17 protein-coding genes and 3 tRNA genes are annotated in these 13,618 nt (G+C 71.7%); 13 read left to right on the forward strand and 7 right to left on the reverse strand.

Going from position 1 to position 13,618, the window contains the following annotated elements:
• Positions 1 to 29 precede the first annotated feature (29 nt).
• Positions 30 to 647, forward strand: coding sequence for a TetR/AcrR family transcriptional regulator (locus ABZ822_RS16470; protein ID WP_360853454.1), 618 nt, complete (start codon positions 30 to 32; stop codon positions 645 to 647).
• Positions 648 to 801: 154 nt separating this feature from the next.
• The gene (locus ABZ822_RS16475) at positions 802 to 1,191 is read left to right on the forward strand and encodes a VOC family protein (RefSeq protein WP_360853457.1); all 390 of its coding nucleotides are present in this window, start codon (positions 802 to 804) and stop codon (positions 1,189 to 1,191) included.
• A gap of 62 nt (positions 1,192 to 1,253) precedes the next feature.
• Here the strand turns inward: ABZ822_RS16475 and ABZ822_RS16480 are convergent, their stop codons facing one another.
• From ABZ822_RS16480 to ABZ822_RS16495, 4 genes are all read right to left on the reverse strand, one after another.
• Positions 1,254 to 1,661: a hypothetical protein gene (locus ABZ822_RS16480; protein ID WP_360853460.1), complete on the reverse strand. Its 408-nt coding sequence runs from the start codon at positions 1,659 to 1,661 to the stop codon at positions 1,254 to 1,256.
• Entirely contained in the window at positions 1,658 to 1,885 is a 228-nt protein-coding gene (locus tag ABZ822_RS16485) for a hypothetical protein (RefSeq protein WP_360853463.1), read from the reverse strand. Before ABZ822_RS16485 ends, ABZ822_RS16480 begins: the two co-directional genes overlap by 4 nt.
• A gap of 108 nt (positions 1,886 to 1,993) precedes the next feature.
• On the reverse strand, positions 1,994 to 2,656 hold the full coding sequence (locus tag ABZ822_RS16490) for an SDR family oxidoreductase (protein WP_360853466.1): 663 nt from the start codon (positions 2,654 to 2,656) through the stop codon (positions 1,994 to 1,996).
• A gap of 183 nt (positions 2,657 to 2,839) precedes the next feature.
• Positions 2,840 to 4,231: a hydrolase gene (locus tag ABZ822_RS16495; protein WP_360853469.1), complete on the reverse strand. Its 1,392-nt coding sequence runs from the start codon at positions 4,229 to 4,231 to the stop codon at positions 2,840 to 2,842.
• A 214-nt stretch (positions 4,232 to 4,445) separates the two neighbouring features.
• Here ABZ822_RS16495 and ABZ822_RS16500 point away from each other — a divergent pair.
• The 6 genes from ABZ822_RS16500 (at position 4,446) to ABZ822_RS16525 (ending at position 7,244) form a co-directional block, all read left to right on the forward strand.
• Positions 4,446 to 4,518: transfer RNA gene (locus tag ABZ822_RS16500), tRNA-Thr, on the forward strand.
• 47 nt (positions 4,519 to 4,565) lie between these two features.
• Positions 4,566 to 4,638, forward strand: a tRNA-Met gene (locus ABZ822_RS16505).
• A gap of 84 nt (positions 4,639 to 4,722) precedes the next feature.
• Entirely contained in the window at positions 4,723 to 4,887 is a 165-nt protein-coding gene (gene rpmG, locus ABZ822_RS16510; protein WP_189931835.1) for a 50S ribosomal protein L33, read from the forward strand.
• A gap of 217 nt (positions 4,888 to 5,104) precedes the next feature.
• Entirely contained in the window at positions 5,105 to 5,557 is a 453-nt protein-coding gene (locus tag ABZ822_RS16515) for a MaoC family dehydratase N-terminal domain-containing protein (protein ID WP_360853473.1), read from the forward strand.
• A gap of 5 nt (positions 5,558 to 5,562) precedes the next feature.
• Complete coding sequence (locus tag ABZ822_RS16520) at positions 5,563 to 5,991, forward strand: MaoC family dehydratase (protein ID WP_360853476.1); 429 nt, start codon at positions 5,563 to 5,565, stop codon at positions 5,989 to 5,991.
• Between the two features lie 197 nt (positions 5,992 to 6,188).
• On the forward strand, positions 6,189 to 7,244 hold the full coding sequence (locus ABZ822_RS16525; RefSeq protein WP_360853479.1) for a UDP-N-acetylmuramate dehydrogenase: 1,056 nt from the start codon (positions 6,189 to 6,191) through the stop codon (positions 7,242 to 7,244).
• A gap of 155 nt (positions 7,245 to 7,399) precedes the next feature.
• On the opposite strand, the gene ABZ822_RS16530 is transcribed toward ABZ822_RS16525, so the two are convergent.
• Positions 7,400 to 8,035 (reverse strand): NAD(P)-binding oxidoreductase, encoded by a 636-nt coding sequence (locus tag ABZ822_RS16530; RefSeq protein WP_360853481.1) that lies wholly within the window; start codon positions 8,033 to 8,035, stop codon positions 7,400 to 7,402.
• Positions 8,036 to 8,122: 87 nt separating this feature from the next.
• On the opposite strand from ABZ822_RS16530, the gene ABZ822_RS16535 reads away from it, so the two are divergent.
• Positions 8,123 to 8,827, forward strand: a complete 705-nt coding sequence (locus ABZ822_RS16535; protein WP_360853484.1) for a helix-turn-helix domain-containing protein — start codon at positions 8,123 to 8,125, stop codon at positions 8,825 to 8,827.
• Between the two features lie 52 nt (positions 8,828 to 8,879).
• On the opposite strand, the gene ABZ822_RS16540 is transcribed toward ABZ822_RS16535, so the two are convergent.
• Together ABZ822_RS16540 and ABZ822_RS16545 are read right to left on the reverse strand one after the other, a co-directional pair.
• A complete protein-coding gene (locus tag ABZ822_RS16540) occupies positions 8,880 to 9,974 on the reverse strand; it encodes an adenosine deaminase (protein ID WP_360853487.1) in 1,095 nt (364 codons plus the stop codon).
• A gap of 137 nt (positions 9,975 to 10,111) precedes the next feature.
• Positions 10,112 to 11,350, reverse strand: coding sequence for a pyridoxal phosphate-dependent aminotransferase (locus tag ABZ822_RS16545; RefSeq protein WP_360853490.1), 1,239 nt, complete (start codon positions 11,348 to 11,350; stop codon positions 10,112 to 10,114).
• 183 nt (positions 11,351 to 11,533) lie between these two features.
• Between ABZ822_RS16545 and ABZ822_RS16550 the strand changes: the two genes are divergently transcribed.
• The 4 genes from ABZ822_RS16550 to rplK all read left to right on the forward strand — a co-directional run bounded on the left by ABZ822_RS16550 (position 11,534) and on the right by rplK (position 13,588).
• Positions 11,534 to 11,606: transfer RNA gene (locus ABZ822_RS16550), tRNA-Trp, on the forward strand.
• 107 nt (positions 11,607 to 11,713) lie between these two features.
• Positions 11,714 to 12,001: a preprotein translocase subunit SecE gene (secE, locus tag ABZ822_RS16555; RefSeq protein ID WP_360853493.1), complete on the forward strand. Its 288-nt coding sequence runs from the start codon at positions 11,714 to 11,716 to the stop codon at positions 11,999 to 12,001.
• Between the two features lie 185 nt (positions 12,002 to 12,186).
• Positions 12,187 to 12,963, forward strand: a complete 777-nt coding sequence (gene nusG / locus ABZ822_RS16560) for a transcription termination/antitermination protein NusG (protein ID WP_360854191.1) — start codon at positions 12,187 to 12,189, stop codon at positions 12,961 to 12,963.
• 190 nt (positions 12,964 to 13,153) lie between these two features.
• A complete protein-coding gene (gene rplK, locus ABZ822_RS16565) occupies positions 13,154 to 13,588 on the forward strand; it encodes a 50S ribosomal protein L11 (RefSeq protein ID WP_055471151.1) in 435 nt (144 codons plus the stop codon).
• Positions 13,589 to 13,618: the final 30 nt, after the last annotated feature.

Consider the following 13,618-nt stretch of genomic DNA (forward strand, 5'->3'; position numbering starts at 1 on the left):
CATGTATGATTCGCGGGTAGGCTGGGGACATGCAGCAGCCCCTCCACCGCCGCCGGCCGACCCCGGGCAATCCACGCGTCCAGCGCACCCGCCGGCGCATCCTGGCCGTCGCGCGCGAACTGCTCCCCGAGGTCGGACCGGCCGGGCTGACCTACGCGCTCCTGGCCGAACGGGCCGACGTCACCCGCCAGACCCTCTACCGCCACTGGCCCACCCGGGCCGCCCTGCTCTTCGACCTGATCCTCGAAGGCCCGGACGTCGACACCTATCCCGAGCCGGACAGCGACGTACGCACGGTCGCCACCGGCTGGCTGCGGAGCCTGCGCGACGGCATCAGCGACCCGGCCACCCGCGCCGCCGTGCTCGCCGTCACCGCACAGGCCGACCACGACCCCGACAGCGCCCAGGCGTTGGCCCGCATCCGCCGGGACCGCCAGGCCGCCCTCAACACCCTCCTCGAACCCTCCGGTGTCCAGATCGGAGACGACGAGTACACCCTGCTCTACGGCCCTGTCCTCGCCCGGCTCTTCCTCGATCGCGACCAGGTCACCGACGCGTACATCGACGCCGTCGTCAGCCAGTGGCTCACCACGCTCGAGAGCGCGGGCGCCCTGCCGCGGGGCGGCCGGAGCGCGGCGGAGGACTGACCGCGGCGCCGGGCCGCAACCGGCCCGGCGCCTGCCGTGACCTCGACGTCCGGCCCCGGCGCTGCCTACCATCCAGGTACGGCATCGCGTGCCGGTCACCGACCGGGTGAGGTATGGAGGTGCCCGTGAGATTGCCTTACGGAGGCATTCCACAGTGTCAGTCGAGTTGAACCACACCATCGTTCACGCCCGGGACAACCGGGAATCCGCCGAATTCCTCGCGCACGTCCTGGACTTGGAGATCGGCACCGAGTGGGGACCGTTCGTTCCGGTCGCCACGAGCAACGGCGTCACCCTGGACTTCGCCACGATCCCGGCGGAGTCGATCACCGTGCAGCACTACGCGTTCCTGATCTCCGACGAGGAGTTCGACGCCGCCTTCGACCGGATCCGGCAGGCCGGGATCACGTACTACGCCGATCCGCACGGCAAGCAGCCGGGGAAGATCAACCACCATCATGGCGGCCGGGGGCTGTACTTCCTTGATCCCGCCGGTCACGGCATGGAGATCATCACCCGCCCGTACGCGATCCCCGAGAAGTAGCGGACGCGGTACGGCGTACCCCGCCTGAGGGCCCCCTGGCTCCGGAGCCAGGGGGCCCGCCGTCACAGGTGGTGCTGACCCGTTCTGGTGATGTGCGTGATCTCGCCGGTACCGCCGAGCTTCACGGGCTCGACGACGATGTAGTCGAGGCGTTCCAGCGAGAGGACGGCCTCGTACACGTTGTCCTCGGTCAGCCCGGTGGCCCCGATGAGGTCGTTCGTGTGGGGATGGCGCGGCGGCTTGGTGTCCAGGAAGGCGTCGATGGCGCGCAGCACCGTGCGCTCGGTCTGCGTGATGGGTGCCTCTCCGGGCTGGGAGGGATCGGCCGGGTCCACGGGACCGGCCGGATCCACCGGGCCCGGGCGGCCGAAGGAGCCTCCCGGCCCTCGCCGCCCCGCCACCGGATCCCTGCGCGCCGGACCGCCGGTGTCCCAGTGCTCCGCGGGGTCCCGCGGCCCAAGAGGTCTCATGGCCGGGCCTGTTCGTCGGGCCAGTCGGCGGGGCCTCCGCCGCGCCACTCGATGAGGTCCGGATCGTCCAGCTCCACCGCGCTCTCGTCCAGTCCGGCCACGCGCAGGAACTCGATCACGTCCTTCGGGGCGTGGGCCCTGCCGACCGGCTCGCCACGGATGGTCACGCGCCGGGCGCCCCGGTCCGGCGGGTGGACGACCACGGGCGGCTGCTGTCCCTCCATGTTTCCAGCGTCCTGCGGCCCCCGGCCGGGCGCATCCCGGACGAGGGCCTGACCCCTTGTACCTCCCCTTGCCCGTACGGGGTGAGGAGACGGGTGCGGAGACGGGAGTCAGCGCGTGGACACGGCCTTGACCGCCGCCTCGACCGGCGCCGCGCCCCCGATCAGCTCCAGAGTGAGCCCCGCCGTGCCCGGGTCGTGGAGGAGGACGGCGAGCACGGCCGCGACGTCGTCCCGCGGCACCTCGTCCCGGCCCGTGTGCTCGGCGAGGTCGACCAGGCCCGTGCCGGGCTCGTTGGTGAGACGGCCCGGCCGCAGGATCGTCCAGTCCAGCGCCGTGCGCGCCCGCAGGTCGCCGTCGGCGGCCCCTTTGGCCCGCAGGTACGTCGCGAACACGGGGTCGGTGCCAGGCGGCGGCTCCTTGCCGGCGCCCATGGAGGAGACCATGACGTAGCGCCGTACGCCCGCCTGCTCGGCGGCGTCCGCGAACAGCGCGGCGGCGGCGCGGTCCACGGACTCCTTGCGGGCAGCGCCGCTGCCCGGCCCGGCGCCCGCGGCGAAGACCACCGCGTCCGCGCCCCGCAGATGCCCCGCGACCTCCTCGGCCGAGGCCGACTCCAGGTCGCAGACGACGGGTTCGGCGCCCGCCGCCCGCAGGTCGTCGGCGTGATCGGGGTTGCGGATCAGGCCGACGGCCTCGTCTCCGCGCGTGGTGAGGTGCTGCTCCAGTCGCAGCGCGATCTGACCGTGTCCACCAGCGATGACAATGCGCATGGTTCCGACCGTACGCCCGGTTGCCCGTCGGCGCGGCTCGGGGACACGGCGCGCGGCCCGCTCGGCCCCATCTGCGCTGGGCACGAACTCCGGGCCGGGCGGGAGGAGTTCCGCGTCCCCTGCTGCCGCCCGCCTCGGTCCGCCCGACCCAGGGGATCCGCCTGCCCGCGGGATCCGCTCGCTTCAGGACCCGCCCGACGCCTGTCGTGGCAGGTCCAGTCCCGCCACCGCCGCCGAGTCGCAGTACTCGCGCACCGCGCTCGTCCGCGCCACCACACGCCCCCTGTGCACCACGATCCGGCTGTACGCCAGGGACAGCACACCCGTGAGTCCGTCCCCGCGCACCGCCAGCAACTCCGCGGGGAAACCGGCCTCGACGCGCACCTCGGGAAGCCCCATCGCCGCCCGAGCGTGCGTGCTCACCGTCTCGTACGCGGTCCCCGGCCGCTCCCTGCCCTGTGCCGTCAGGAGGTACGCGGCCTCCAGCGGGTCGCCGCGCCCCACCGGGTTCGCGGCGTCCCGCATCGCCCCGCTGCCCGCCGCGACCCGTACGCCCGCCGCGCGCAGGAGCCGTACGGGTGCAGAGCACGCTCCCGGCGCGGCGCCGGCGGGGGAGCGGTCCGCGCGGGCGCGTCCCTCACGCCCCGCGCCGTCCGCCCGTTCCCCTTCGCCTTCCCTTTCCCCGCGTTCCCCTGAGGGCGGGCGCTCGTCCGCACCCGTCCCTTCCATGGCCCCGCAGCGGCCCTGCGGCAGGCAGACGACCGTGATCCCGGCCGCGGCGAGCTGGTCCGCGGCCCGCCCCGCCAGGTCCTGCGGCAGGCGCGCGAGTCCCGCGCACGGCCCGAGCGTGACGCCGGGGCGCAGGCCACCGGCCATCGAGGCCAGGCGTCCGAGCCGGGCGGGATCGTCACCTTCCGTGTGCAGATCGACGGCGCAGCCGTGCTCCGCCGCGACCTCCAGCACCGCCTGGGTGTAGCCGGTCGGGTCGGGGTCGAGGTCCGGGCAGCCCCCGACGACCTCCGCGCCCATCCGCACCGCGTCCCGCAGCATGGCGAGGCCGTCCGCGCCCGCCACTCCCGTGAGCACGCGCGGCACCGCGACGGCCGACAGCTCGATCAGCCCGCGCAGCGCGCGCCGCGCCTGCAGGACCGCCTCCAGGGACCCGAGCCCCTGCACGTCACCGATCCGTACGTGGGTCCGCAGCGCCGTGGCGCCGTGCCCGAGCTGCAGGAGCGCGGCCTCGATCGTGCGCCGCTGGACGTCCTCGGGCGCGTACGAGACAGGGCCGTCGGCGTCCGCCGTGAGGGCTGTGTCGCTGTGCGCGTGGGGTTCGGCGGGGGCGGGGAGCAGCAGGTAGCCGCCGAGGTCGACCTTCGCCCCGCTTCCCGCGGGGCCCGTGCCGCGGGCCAGGCTGCCCGCCGTGCCGACGGCCTCGATCCGGCCGCCGCTGAGCCGTACGTCGACGGTCCGCCCGTCGGTGAGCCGCGCGCCGCACAGCACCAGGGCGCCGGGTTCGGGAGTCGCGCCGTCGCGCTTCGGGGGTTGCTGCGGGTGCTGCGGGTGGCTTCCTGGCATCGCGCTCCCTGACGTCCCTGAGGGGGTGACGCTCCCTGAACGGGTCCGGCGCGCCGCCATGATCACGCAGCGCGGGACGAGCCTAGGGGGAGGGTCCGACGGCATCGCGGAGGAGCCGAATAGTCGTACTGGTGTGGTGGCCTGGCCACCTGGGCAGGAGCCACCGATACGGATTTCACGTTCGGCGGCCGAGCGTGTAATGTCTTCACCGCTCGCCCCAATAGCTCAGTCGGCAGAGCGTCTCCATGGTAAGGAGAAGGTCTACGGTTCGATTCCGTATTGGGGCTCTGGTGATCCGACACCCCGCTTCGCGGCGGGAGGTCAGCTCACTCGAAGCGGCGTAGCTCAGTCGGTAGAGCAAGCGGCTCATAATCGCTGTGTCACCGGTTCAAGTCCGGTCGCCGCTACACCGCGTAGCCGATTGTGGGATCGGTCCTTCAATCGGCTACTCTTTTCTGCGTTAATCCACCTGTCCGTCAAGGAGCACTCACGTGGCTGCCACCGACGTCCGCCCGAAGATCACGCTGGCCTGCGTGGAGTGCAAGGAGCGGAACTACATCACCAAGAAGAACCGGCGCAACGACCCGGACCGTCTTGAGATGAAGAAGTACTGCCCCCGTTGCAACTCGCACACGGCGCACCGCGAGACGCGGTAACGACGACTGACACACGAGGCCGTCCCCATGCGGGGGCGGCCTCGTGTCGTTGGGCGTCGTCGGGTGCCCCCGCATCGCCGGACCACCGGGCCTCGTTGATCGACGCGGGGCGCCGCGACCGATCGGCGGTGGCCGCAACCGATCGACCGGGCTTCGACCGGCCGTCGACCGGTCGCCCCGATCATCGACAGAGCATCGACCCAGGAGGTGGCGCGTCATGCCGCTCGACAAGTCCTTCATCGGGCGGTCCTACCCGCCCACCGCGCCGTACGAGGTCGGCCGCGAGAAGATCCGTGAGTTCGCCGAGGCGATCGGTGACACCAACCCGGTCTACACGGACGCGGACGCGGCCAAGGAGCACGGCCACCCGGACGTGATCGCCCCGCCCACTTTCGCCTTCGCGATCTCCTTCAAGGCGGCGCAGGAGGTCGTCCACGACCCGGCGCTGGGCCTGGACTACAACCGCGTCGTGCACGGCGACCAGAAGTTCGCCTACGCCCGCCCGGTCCGGGCCGGTGACCGCCTGTCGGTCACGTCGACCATCGAGGCCATCAAGTCCCTTGCGGGCAACGACATCATCGACATCCGCGGCGAGGTCCACGACGAGAGCGGCGAGCTCGTGGTGACGGCGTTCACGAAGCTGGTGGCGCGCGGCGCCGAGGAGGGCTGACGGCGATGGCGGCGAAGATTTCCTACGACGACGTCGAGGTCGGCACCGAGCTGCCGGCGCAGACGTTCCCGGTGACCCGCGAGACCCTCGTGCGCTACGCGGGCGCGTCCGGCGACTTCAACCCCATCCACTGGAACGAGAAGTTCGCCAAGGAGGTCGGTCTCGACGACGTGATCGCCCACGGCATGTTCACCATGGCCGAGGCGATCCGCGTGGTCACCGACTGGGTCGGCGACCCGGGCGCCGTCGCGGAGTACGGCGTGCGCTTCACCAAGCCCGTCCTCGTCCCCAACGACGACACGGGCGCGGTCATCGAGGTCAGTGGCAAGGTCGCCGCCAAGCTCGACGACCGGGCGGTGCGCGTGGACCTCACGGCGATGAGCGCGGGCCAGAAGGTCCTGGGCATGGCCCGCGCGGTCGTCCGCCTGGCCTGACGCGGCGGGCCTGACGCGGCGCCTGTCGCAGGACCTCACACGCTGACACGGCGCCTGCAGCCAGATCTGCCACGCTGCTGCGGACCCCGGTGGAGCCGTAGCGGGCACGGCCCGCCCGCGTCCGTGGGCACGGGGTGACGGCGTACCGACGGGGTAAGGGGCGGGGTCCAAGGACCCCGCCCCTTACGCTTGTGCGCGTGCAGGAACTTCACGACGCCCCGCTCGCCCCGCTGACCACCTTCCGGCTCGGCGGCCCGGCCACGCGCCTGGTCACCGCCACCACGGACGACGAGGTCGTCTCCGCCGTCCGCGAAGCGGACGCCGACGGCACCCCGCTGCTGATCGTCGCCGGTGGCAGCAACCTCGTCATCGGCGACAAGGGCTTCGAGGGAACCGCCCTGCGCATCGCCACGACCGGCCATGACCTCTCCGGTACGCGGCTGGAGCTGGCCGCGGGGGAGAACTGGTCCCAGGCCGTCGCCCGCACCGTCGAGGCGGGCCTCGCCGGGATCGAGTGCCTCGCCGGAATCCCCGGCTCGGCGGGCGCGACCCCGATCCAGAACGTGGGCGCGTACGGCCAGGAGGTCTCCTCCGTCATCACCGAGGTCGTCGCCTACGACCGCCGCGCCGACGAGACGGTGACGATCCCGGGCGCGGAGTGCGCCTTCTCGTACCGGCACAGCCGCTTCAAGGCCGACCCGGCGCGCTTCGTCGTCCTGCGCGTCCGCTTCGCCCTGGAGGACGCCGGCGGCCTCTCCACTCCGGTCAAGTACGCCGAACTCGCCCGGACGTTGGGCGTCGCGACCGGCGACCGGGTGCCCGCCGCCACGGCCCGTGAGGCGGTCCTCAAGCTTCGGGCGGGCAAGGGCATGGTGCTGGATCCCGAGGACCACGACACCTGGTCCGCCGGCTCCTTCTTCACCAACCCCATCCTCACGGCCGCCCAGCACGAGGCATTCGTCGCGCGCGCGGCCGAACGGCTCGGCGCGGACGTGGTGCCCCCGGCGTACCCGGCGGGGGACGGCCTGACCAAGACCTCCGCCGCCTGGCTGATCGACAAGGCGGGCTTCACCAAGGGGTACGGCACGGGCCCGGCGCGGATCTCCACCAAGCACACCCTGGCCCTCACCAACCGCGGTTCCGCCACGACCGAGGACCTGCTGGCCCTCGCGCGGGAGGTCAGGGACGGCGTGCGGGACGCCTTCGGGGTGACTCTCGTCAACGAGCCCGTGACGGTCGGCGTCACCCTCTGAGGGCCCGGCCTCACCCGCCCCGGCAGCCGACCCCCACCCGCCCTGACACCGGGCGTACGACCCGTACGGGCACGCCGTCCGGCCCGCCCGGAGCCCGACGCGGCCCGCACGGAGCCCGCCGCGGTCCGCGCCGTCCGGGCTCTCACGGCCCGCCCCTAGTACGCGACCCCGACCGCTTGCTTGACCGTCGACGCGTCGTCCGCCATCGCCAGCATCGCGTGCGCCACATCCGCGCGGCCGATCATCATGCTGTCCCGCGGCGTGGTGGCGAACGCCTTCCGGTACGAGCCCGTCAGCGGCCGGTCGAGCAGCCTCGGCGGCCGTACGACCGTCCAGTCCGTGGCGCTGCGCCGGAGGTCGTCCTCCATCACGGCCAGATCGGCGTACTGCTCCCGGAACGCGGCCTTGACCAGCGGCGTCATCAACCGCAGCCGCAGCGACTCGCCCTCCGGCGGCGGCCCCACCGGCGCCGCGCTCACCGCGAGGAAGCGCCGGACGCCCTCCGCCTCCAGCGCCCGCAGGATCGTGCGCGTGCCGGAGGAGGCGATGCCGACCTGCTTGCGGCCGCGCGGGCCGAGCCCCGAGAAGACCGCGTCGCGTCCCGCGACGGCCGGGCCCAGCGCCGCCGGGTCCGTCAGCCCGGCCGTCACCACCTCGACCGTGCCCGACTTCGGAACCGGAAGGCGGGCCGCGTCGCGCACGACCGCCGTCACCTCGTGCCCCGCCGTCAGCGCCTGTCGCACGATCTCCCGGCCGATGCCGCCCGTCGCTCCGAAAACGGTGATCCTCATGGCGCACGCCCCTCAGGTGGGTAAGTATTCACTCACCCTCTAGGGTGAGTATCCGCTCACCTCACGTCAAGGCAGGTTGGAGCCATCATGGAGCCCGCACCGACGCGTACGCGCCTTCTCGACGCGGCGGCCCGGCTGATGCGGTCCATCGGCCTGGCCCGCGCCACCACCAAGGAGATCGCGAAGGCCGCCGGATGCTCGGAAGCCGCTCTCTACAAGCATTTCGCGAGCAAGGAGGACCTGTTCGTCCACGTCCTGGAGGAGCGGCTGCCACGGCTCGGCTCCCTGCTCGCAGAGATCCGGCGGACCCCCGCGGAACACAGCGTCGAGGAGAACCTCGCCCGGATCGCCCGCGGAGCGGTGCTGTTCTACGAGTCGAGCGTGCCCATGGCCGCCTCGCTCTTCGCCGAACCCGCACTCCTGCGCCGCCACCGTGAGGGTCTGCGCCGCCTCGGCGGCGACGCCGGGCCGCACCGCCCGCTCGAGGAACTGGCCGCCTATCTGGACGCCGAACGCGCCGCCGGCCGTATCCGAGAGAACGCCGACACGGACGCGGCCGCCGCCCTGCTGCTCGGCGCCTGCTACCAGCGCGCCTTCCTGGACGCCTTCACCGAGGACCTGGAGACCTCCACCGAGGCCACCGGGCCTGGGGCGCCCGCAGAGGCCGACAAAGCCACCGGGCCCGGGGCGACCGCAGAGGCCACCGAGGCCGCCGGCGCTCCCACCGCCCGTCGTCCTCTGGACGCCTTCGCCGCGGCGATCGCGCGCACCGTCCTCGGCGGAATCGCCTAGCCGGACACCGGCGCCTCTCCGGACATCCGGACACCGGCGGCCGGGAAGAGCCTCAGCCCGCCGCCCACGCGTCGATGTCGGCCAGCATCAGCGCCCGGACGTCCTCCGGAGCGGCCGACCCCCGCACCGACTGACGCGCCAGTTCGGCGAGTTCGGCGTCCGTGAAGTCGTGATGCCGGCGCGCCACCTCGTACTGGTCCGCCAGCCGCGACCCGAAGAGCAGCGGGTCGTCCGCGCCCAGCGCCATCGGGACGCCGGCGTCGAACAGCGTGCGCAGCGGTACGTCCTCCGGCTTCTCGTAGACGCCCAGCGCCACGTTCGAGGTGGGGCACACCTCGCAGGTCACTCCTCGGTCGGCCAGCTTGCGCAGCAGCCGTGGGTCCTCGGCGGCGCGCACGCCGTGCCCGATACGCGCCGCGTCGAGGTCGTCCAGGCAGTCCCGGACGCTGCCCGGCCCGGACAGCTCGCCGCCGTGCGGAGCCGCGAGCAGACCGCCGTCTCGGGCGATGGCGAAGGCCCGGTCGAAGTCCCGCGCGAAACCCCGCCGTTCGTCGTTGGAGAGCCCGAAGCCGACGATGCCGCGGTCCGCGTACCGCACCGCCAGCCGCGCCAACGTCCGCGCGTCCAGCGGGTGTTTCGTCCGGTTGGCCGCGACCAGGACGCGCATCCCGAGACCGGTCTCGCGCGAGGCGCGGTCCACCGCGTCCAGGATGATCTCCAGGGCCGGGATCAGCCCGCCGAGCCGCGGTGCGTACGAGGTGGGGTCGACCTGGATCTCCAGCCAGCGTGAGCCGTCCCGCACGTCCTCCTCGGCCGCCTCCAGGACCAGGCGCTGGATGTCCTCGGGGGACCGCAGGCAGGAGCGCGCGATGTCGTAGAGCCGCTGGAAGCGGAACCAGCCCCGCTCGTCCGTCGCGCGCAGCTTGGGGGGTTCGCCGCCGCTGAGCGCCTCGGGCAGATGGACGCCGTACCGGTCGGCCAGCTCCAGCAGCGTGCCGGGGCGCATCGAGCCGGTGAAGTGCAGATGCAGATGGGCCTTGGGCAGCCCGCGCAGATCACGGTCGGAGTCCCCGCCGCCGGCCTGGGGGGCGGAGACGTCCGGGGAGTTCGGCGGGATCGGGGGTCGGACCCCGGATTGGTGCGGCATTGGAAGATCCTGCCGCATGGGCCGGGCGGCCCGGTAGGGGATTCCCTGAACGAGCGCTTGCCCGAAAACGAATGCGGGGCCCCGAGGGGCCCCGCATCGCGCATTTTCAGCCGTTCTCGGCCGAATCGAACCGAGCCTTACGCCCTGGCCTCGCCCAGCAGCTTCTGGATCCGCGAGATGCCCTCGACCAGGTCCTCGTCGCCCAGCGCGTACGAGAGCCGCAGGTAGCCCGGCGTACCGAAGGCCTCACCCGGAACGACCGCGACCTCGGCCTCCTCGAGAATGATCTCGGCCAGCTCGACGCTCGACTGCGGCCGCTTGCCGCGGATCTCCTTGCCGAGCAGGTCCTTCACCGTCGGGTAGGCGTAGAACGCACCCTCCGGCTCCGGGCAGACGACGCCGTCGATCTCGTTGAGCATGCGCACGATCGTGCGGCGGCGGCGGTCGAACGCCACCTTCATCTGCTCGACGGCCTCCAGGTCGCCGGAGACCGCGGCGAGCGCCGCCATCTGCGCGACGTTGGACACGTTGGAGGTGGCGTGGGACTGCAGGTTGGTCGCGGCCTTGACCACGTCCTTGGGGCCGATGACCCAGCCCACGCGCCAGCCCGTCATGGCGTACGTCTTGGCCACGCCGTTGACGACGATGCACTTGTCGCGCAGCTCGGGGACCGCGACCGGCAGCGAGGTGAACTCCGCGTCGCCGTACACCAGATGCTCGTAGATCTCGTCGGTGAGCACCCAGAGGCCGTGCTCCGCGGCCCAGCGGCCGATCTCCTCGACCTGCTCGCGCGAGTAGACGGCGCCGGTCGGGTTGGACGGCGAGACGAACAGCACGACCTTCGTGCGGTCCGTGCGCGCGGCCTCGAGCTGCTCGACGGAGACGCGGTAGCCGGTCGTCTCGTCGGCGACGACGTCCACCGGCACGCCGCCGGCGAGCCGGATCGACTCGGGGTAGGTGGTCCAGTACGGCGCGGGGACGATGACCTCGTCGCCCGGGTCGAGGATCGCGGCGAAGGCCTCGTAGATCGCCTGCTTGCCGCCGTTGGTCACCAGGATCTGCGAGGCGTCGACCTCGTAGCCGGAGTCGCGGAGCGTCTTGGCGGCGATCGCGCTCTTCAGTTCGGGCAGGCCGCCGGCGGGTGTGTAGCGGTGGAACTTCGGGTTGCGGCAGGCCTCGACGGCGGCCTCGACGATGTAGTCGGGTGTCGGGAAGTCGGGTTCGCCCGCGCCGAAGCCGATCACTGGACGCCCGGCGGCCTTCAGGGCCTTGGCCTTGGCGTCCACGGCGAGGGTCGCGGACTCGGAGATAGCGCCGATACGGGCCGATACCCGTCGGTCGCTGGCGGACGATGCGGGTGGTGTTGCAGCGCTCATGACCGCCATCGTCTCAGAAGGGCGGGCGACAAGGCATAGGGGTATCGCAGGGGGGCCGCGGGGTACGTGTTCGACGCCCGGCCGTGGACCACGTACACTCATGCCCCGTTGGCCCTCACCGGCCGCTCCGTCCTGCGCACTCCGTGCATCCGGGCGGATGCGGTACGTTGGGGGAAACAACAAAGGGTCGTAGCTCAATTGGTAGAGCACTGGTCTCCAAAACCAGCGGTTGGGGGTTCAAGTCCCTCCGGCCCTGCTCCGCACGTTCTTCGAGGAATGTGCGCGCAGGTACGTACTGATTGCATCGCCGTGCGGCTCCGCCGGGCGCGGCACGGCCACGACCCGGGATTCAGGTGAGGACGAGTGACGGCAGCCCCTGGCTCCACCGCGACGCCTGAAAGCGGTCGTCCTGACGACGAGGTGGCCGAGAAGAAGCGCCGCGGAGGCAAGCGCGGCAAGAAGGGCCCTCTGGGCCGACTCGCGCTCTTCTACCGGCAGATCGTCGCGGAGCTTCGCAAGGTCGTCTGGCCGTCACGCAGCCAGCTCACGACCTACACCACTGTGGTGATTGTCTTCGTTGTCATCATGATCGGCCTTGTGACCGTGATTGACTGGGGATTCGCCGAGGCGATCAAGTACGTCTTCGGCTGATCCCGCGGAGGGAGTCCGCGGGACGAACCTCCGCCAGTTCCACCCCTTGAAGCCAGGAAGAAGCAGCCACCGTGTCTGACGACCCGAACCTGAACGACGCCACCGAGCCCGCCGAGGGTGACGAGGCTGCGGCGCCGGCCGAGTCGCCCGCTGCCTTCGAAGCGGACAGGGTCGACGACGACGGGATCGACATCATTCAGGCGGCGGACGAGGTCGACCCCGCCGAGGCGCTGGACACCGCGCCCGACGAGGCTGCCGAAGCCGCCGCGATGCACGTCGAGGACGAGGCCGTCGCGGTCGCCGAGGTCGCGGAGGACCTGGACACCGAGGACGAGACCCCGGCCGTCGACCCGGTCGAGGCGCTGCGCGAGGAGCTGCGCACGCTCCCGGGCGAGTGGTACGTGATCCACACCTACGCGGGCTACGAGAAGCGCGTGAAGGCCAACCTGGAGCAGCGCGCCGTCTCGCTCAACGTCGAGGACTTCATCTACGCGGCAGAGGTCCCCGAGGAAGAGATCGTCCAGATCAAGAACGGCGAGCGGAAGAACGTCCGGCAGAACAAGCTTCCCGGTTACGTCCTCGTCCGCATGGACCTCACCAACGAGTCGTGGGGCGTCGTCCGGAACACCCCGGGCGTCACCGGCTTCGTCGGCAACGCCTATGACCCGTACCCGCTGACCCTGGACGAGATCGTCAAGATGCTCGCCCCGGAGGCGGAGGAGAAGGCCGCCAAGGAGGCCGCCGAGGCCGAGGGCCGTCCGGCGCCGAGCCGCAAGGTCGAGGTCCAGGTGCTGGACTTCGAGGTCGGCGACTCCGTCACGGTCACCGACGGCCCGTTCGCTACCCTCCAGGCGACGATCAACGAGATCAACGCCGACTCGAAGAAGGTCAAGGGCCTGGTCGAGATCTTCGGCCGGGAGACCCCGGTCGAGCTGAGCTTCGACCAGATCCAGAAGAACTGAAGCCTCTCCAGCAGCGGCACCAGATGTCGCAGCTGACAGATTCCGGCCAGGTCAGGCGGGCTCCCGAGCCTTCCTGACCTGCCGGTTTTCAGCCGCGCAGCCCGAGCAGCTATCGTTGTGCGGTATGCCTCCAACCGGATGAACCGGCCTCGGAGGCGAGAATCACCTCTCACTAGGACCCGGAGAGAGCATGCCTCCCAAGAAGAAGAAGGTCACGGGGCTGATCAAGCTCCAGATCCAGGCCGGCGCCGCCAACCCGGCTCCGCCGGTCGGCCCCGCGCTGGGTCAGCACGGCGTCAACATCATGGAGTTCTGCAAGGCCTACAACGCCGCGACCGAGTCGCAGCGCGGCATGGTCGTGCCGGTGGAGATCACGGTCTACGAGGACCGCTCCTTCACCTTCATCACCAAGACTCCGCCGGCCGCCAAGCTGATCCTCAAGGCCGCGGGTGTGGACAAGGGTTCCGGCGAGCCGCACAAGACCAAGGTCGCCAAGATCACCCGCGACCAGGTCCGCGACATCGCCACCACCAAGATGCCCGACCTGAACGCCAACGACCTGGACGCCGCCGAGAAGATCATCGCCGGCACCGCCCGTTCCATGGGCATCACGGTCGAGGGCTGATCCTCCCCCGTACCACCCCCAGTGGAGGGG

This window comes from Streptomyces sp. NPDC047108 (genome assembly GCF_040643575.1).
Lineage (GTDB): Bacteria > Actinomycetota > Actinomycetes > Streptomycetales > Streptomycetaceae > Streptomyces.

Bases quoted from the DNA above. Each gene is read 5' to 3' on its own strand.
- ABZ822_RS16515 (WP_360853473.1), top strand. From the start codon at position 5,105: ATGCCGCTCGACAAGTCCTTCATCGGGCGGTCCTACCCGCCCACCGCG.
- rplK (WP_055471151.1), top strand. From the start codon at position 13,154: ATGCCTCCCAAGAAGAAGAAGGTCACGGGGCTGATCAAGCTCCAGATC.
- ABZ822_RS16520 (WP_360853476.1), top strand. From the start codon at position 5,563: ATGGCGGCGAAGATTTCCTACGACGACGTCGAGGTCGGCACCGAGCTG.
- ABZ822_RS16490 (WP_360853466.1), bottom strand. From the start codon at position 2,656: ATGCGCATTGTCATCGCTGGTGGACACGGTCAGATCGCGCTGCGACTG.
- ABZ822_RS16470 (WP_360853454.1), top strand. From the start codon at position 30: ATGCAGCAGCCCCTCCACCGCCGCCGGCCGACCCCGGGCAATCCACGC.
- ABZ822_RS16540 (WP_360853487.1), bottom strand. From the start codon at position 9,974: ATGCCGCACCAATCCGGGGTCCGACCCCCGATCCCGCCGAACTCCCCG.
- ABZ822_RS16530 (WP_360853481.1), bottom strand. From the start codon at position 8,035: ATGAGGATCACCGTTTTCGGAGCGACGGGCGGCATCGGCCGGGAGATC.
- ABZ822_RS16545 (WP_360853490.1), bottom strand. From the start codon at position 11,350: ATGAGCGCTGCAACACCACCCGCATCGTCCGCCAGCGACCGACGGGTA.
- ABZ822_RS16485 (WP_360853463.1), bottom strand. From the start codon at position 1,885: ATGGAGGGACAGCAGCCGCCCGTGGTCGTCCACCCGCCGGACCGGGGC.
- ABZ822_RS16535 (WP_360853484.1), top strand. From the start codon at position 8,123: ATGGAGCCCGCACCGACGCGTACGCGCCTTCTCGACGCGGCGGCCCGG.
- ABZ822_RS16495 (WP_360853469.1), bottom strand. From the start codon at position 4,231: ATGCCAGGAAGCCACCCGCAGCACCCGCAGCAACCCCCGAAGCGCGAC.
- ABZ822_RS16480 (WP_360853460.1), bottom strand. From the start codon at position 1,661: ATGAGACCTCTTGGGCCGCGGGACCCCGCGGAGCACTGGGACACCGGC.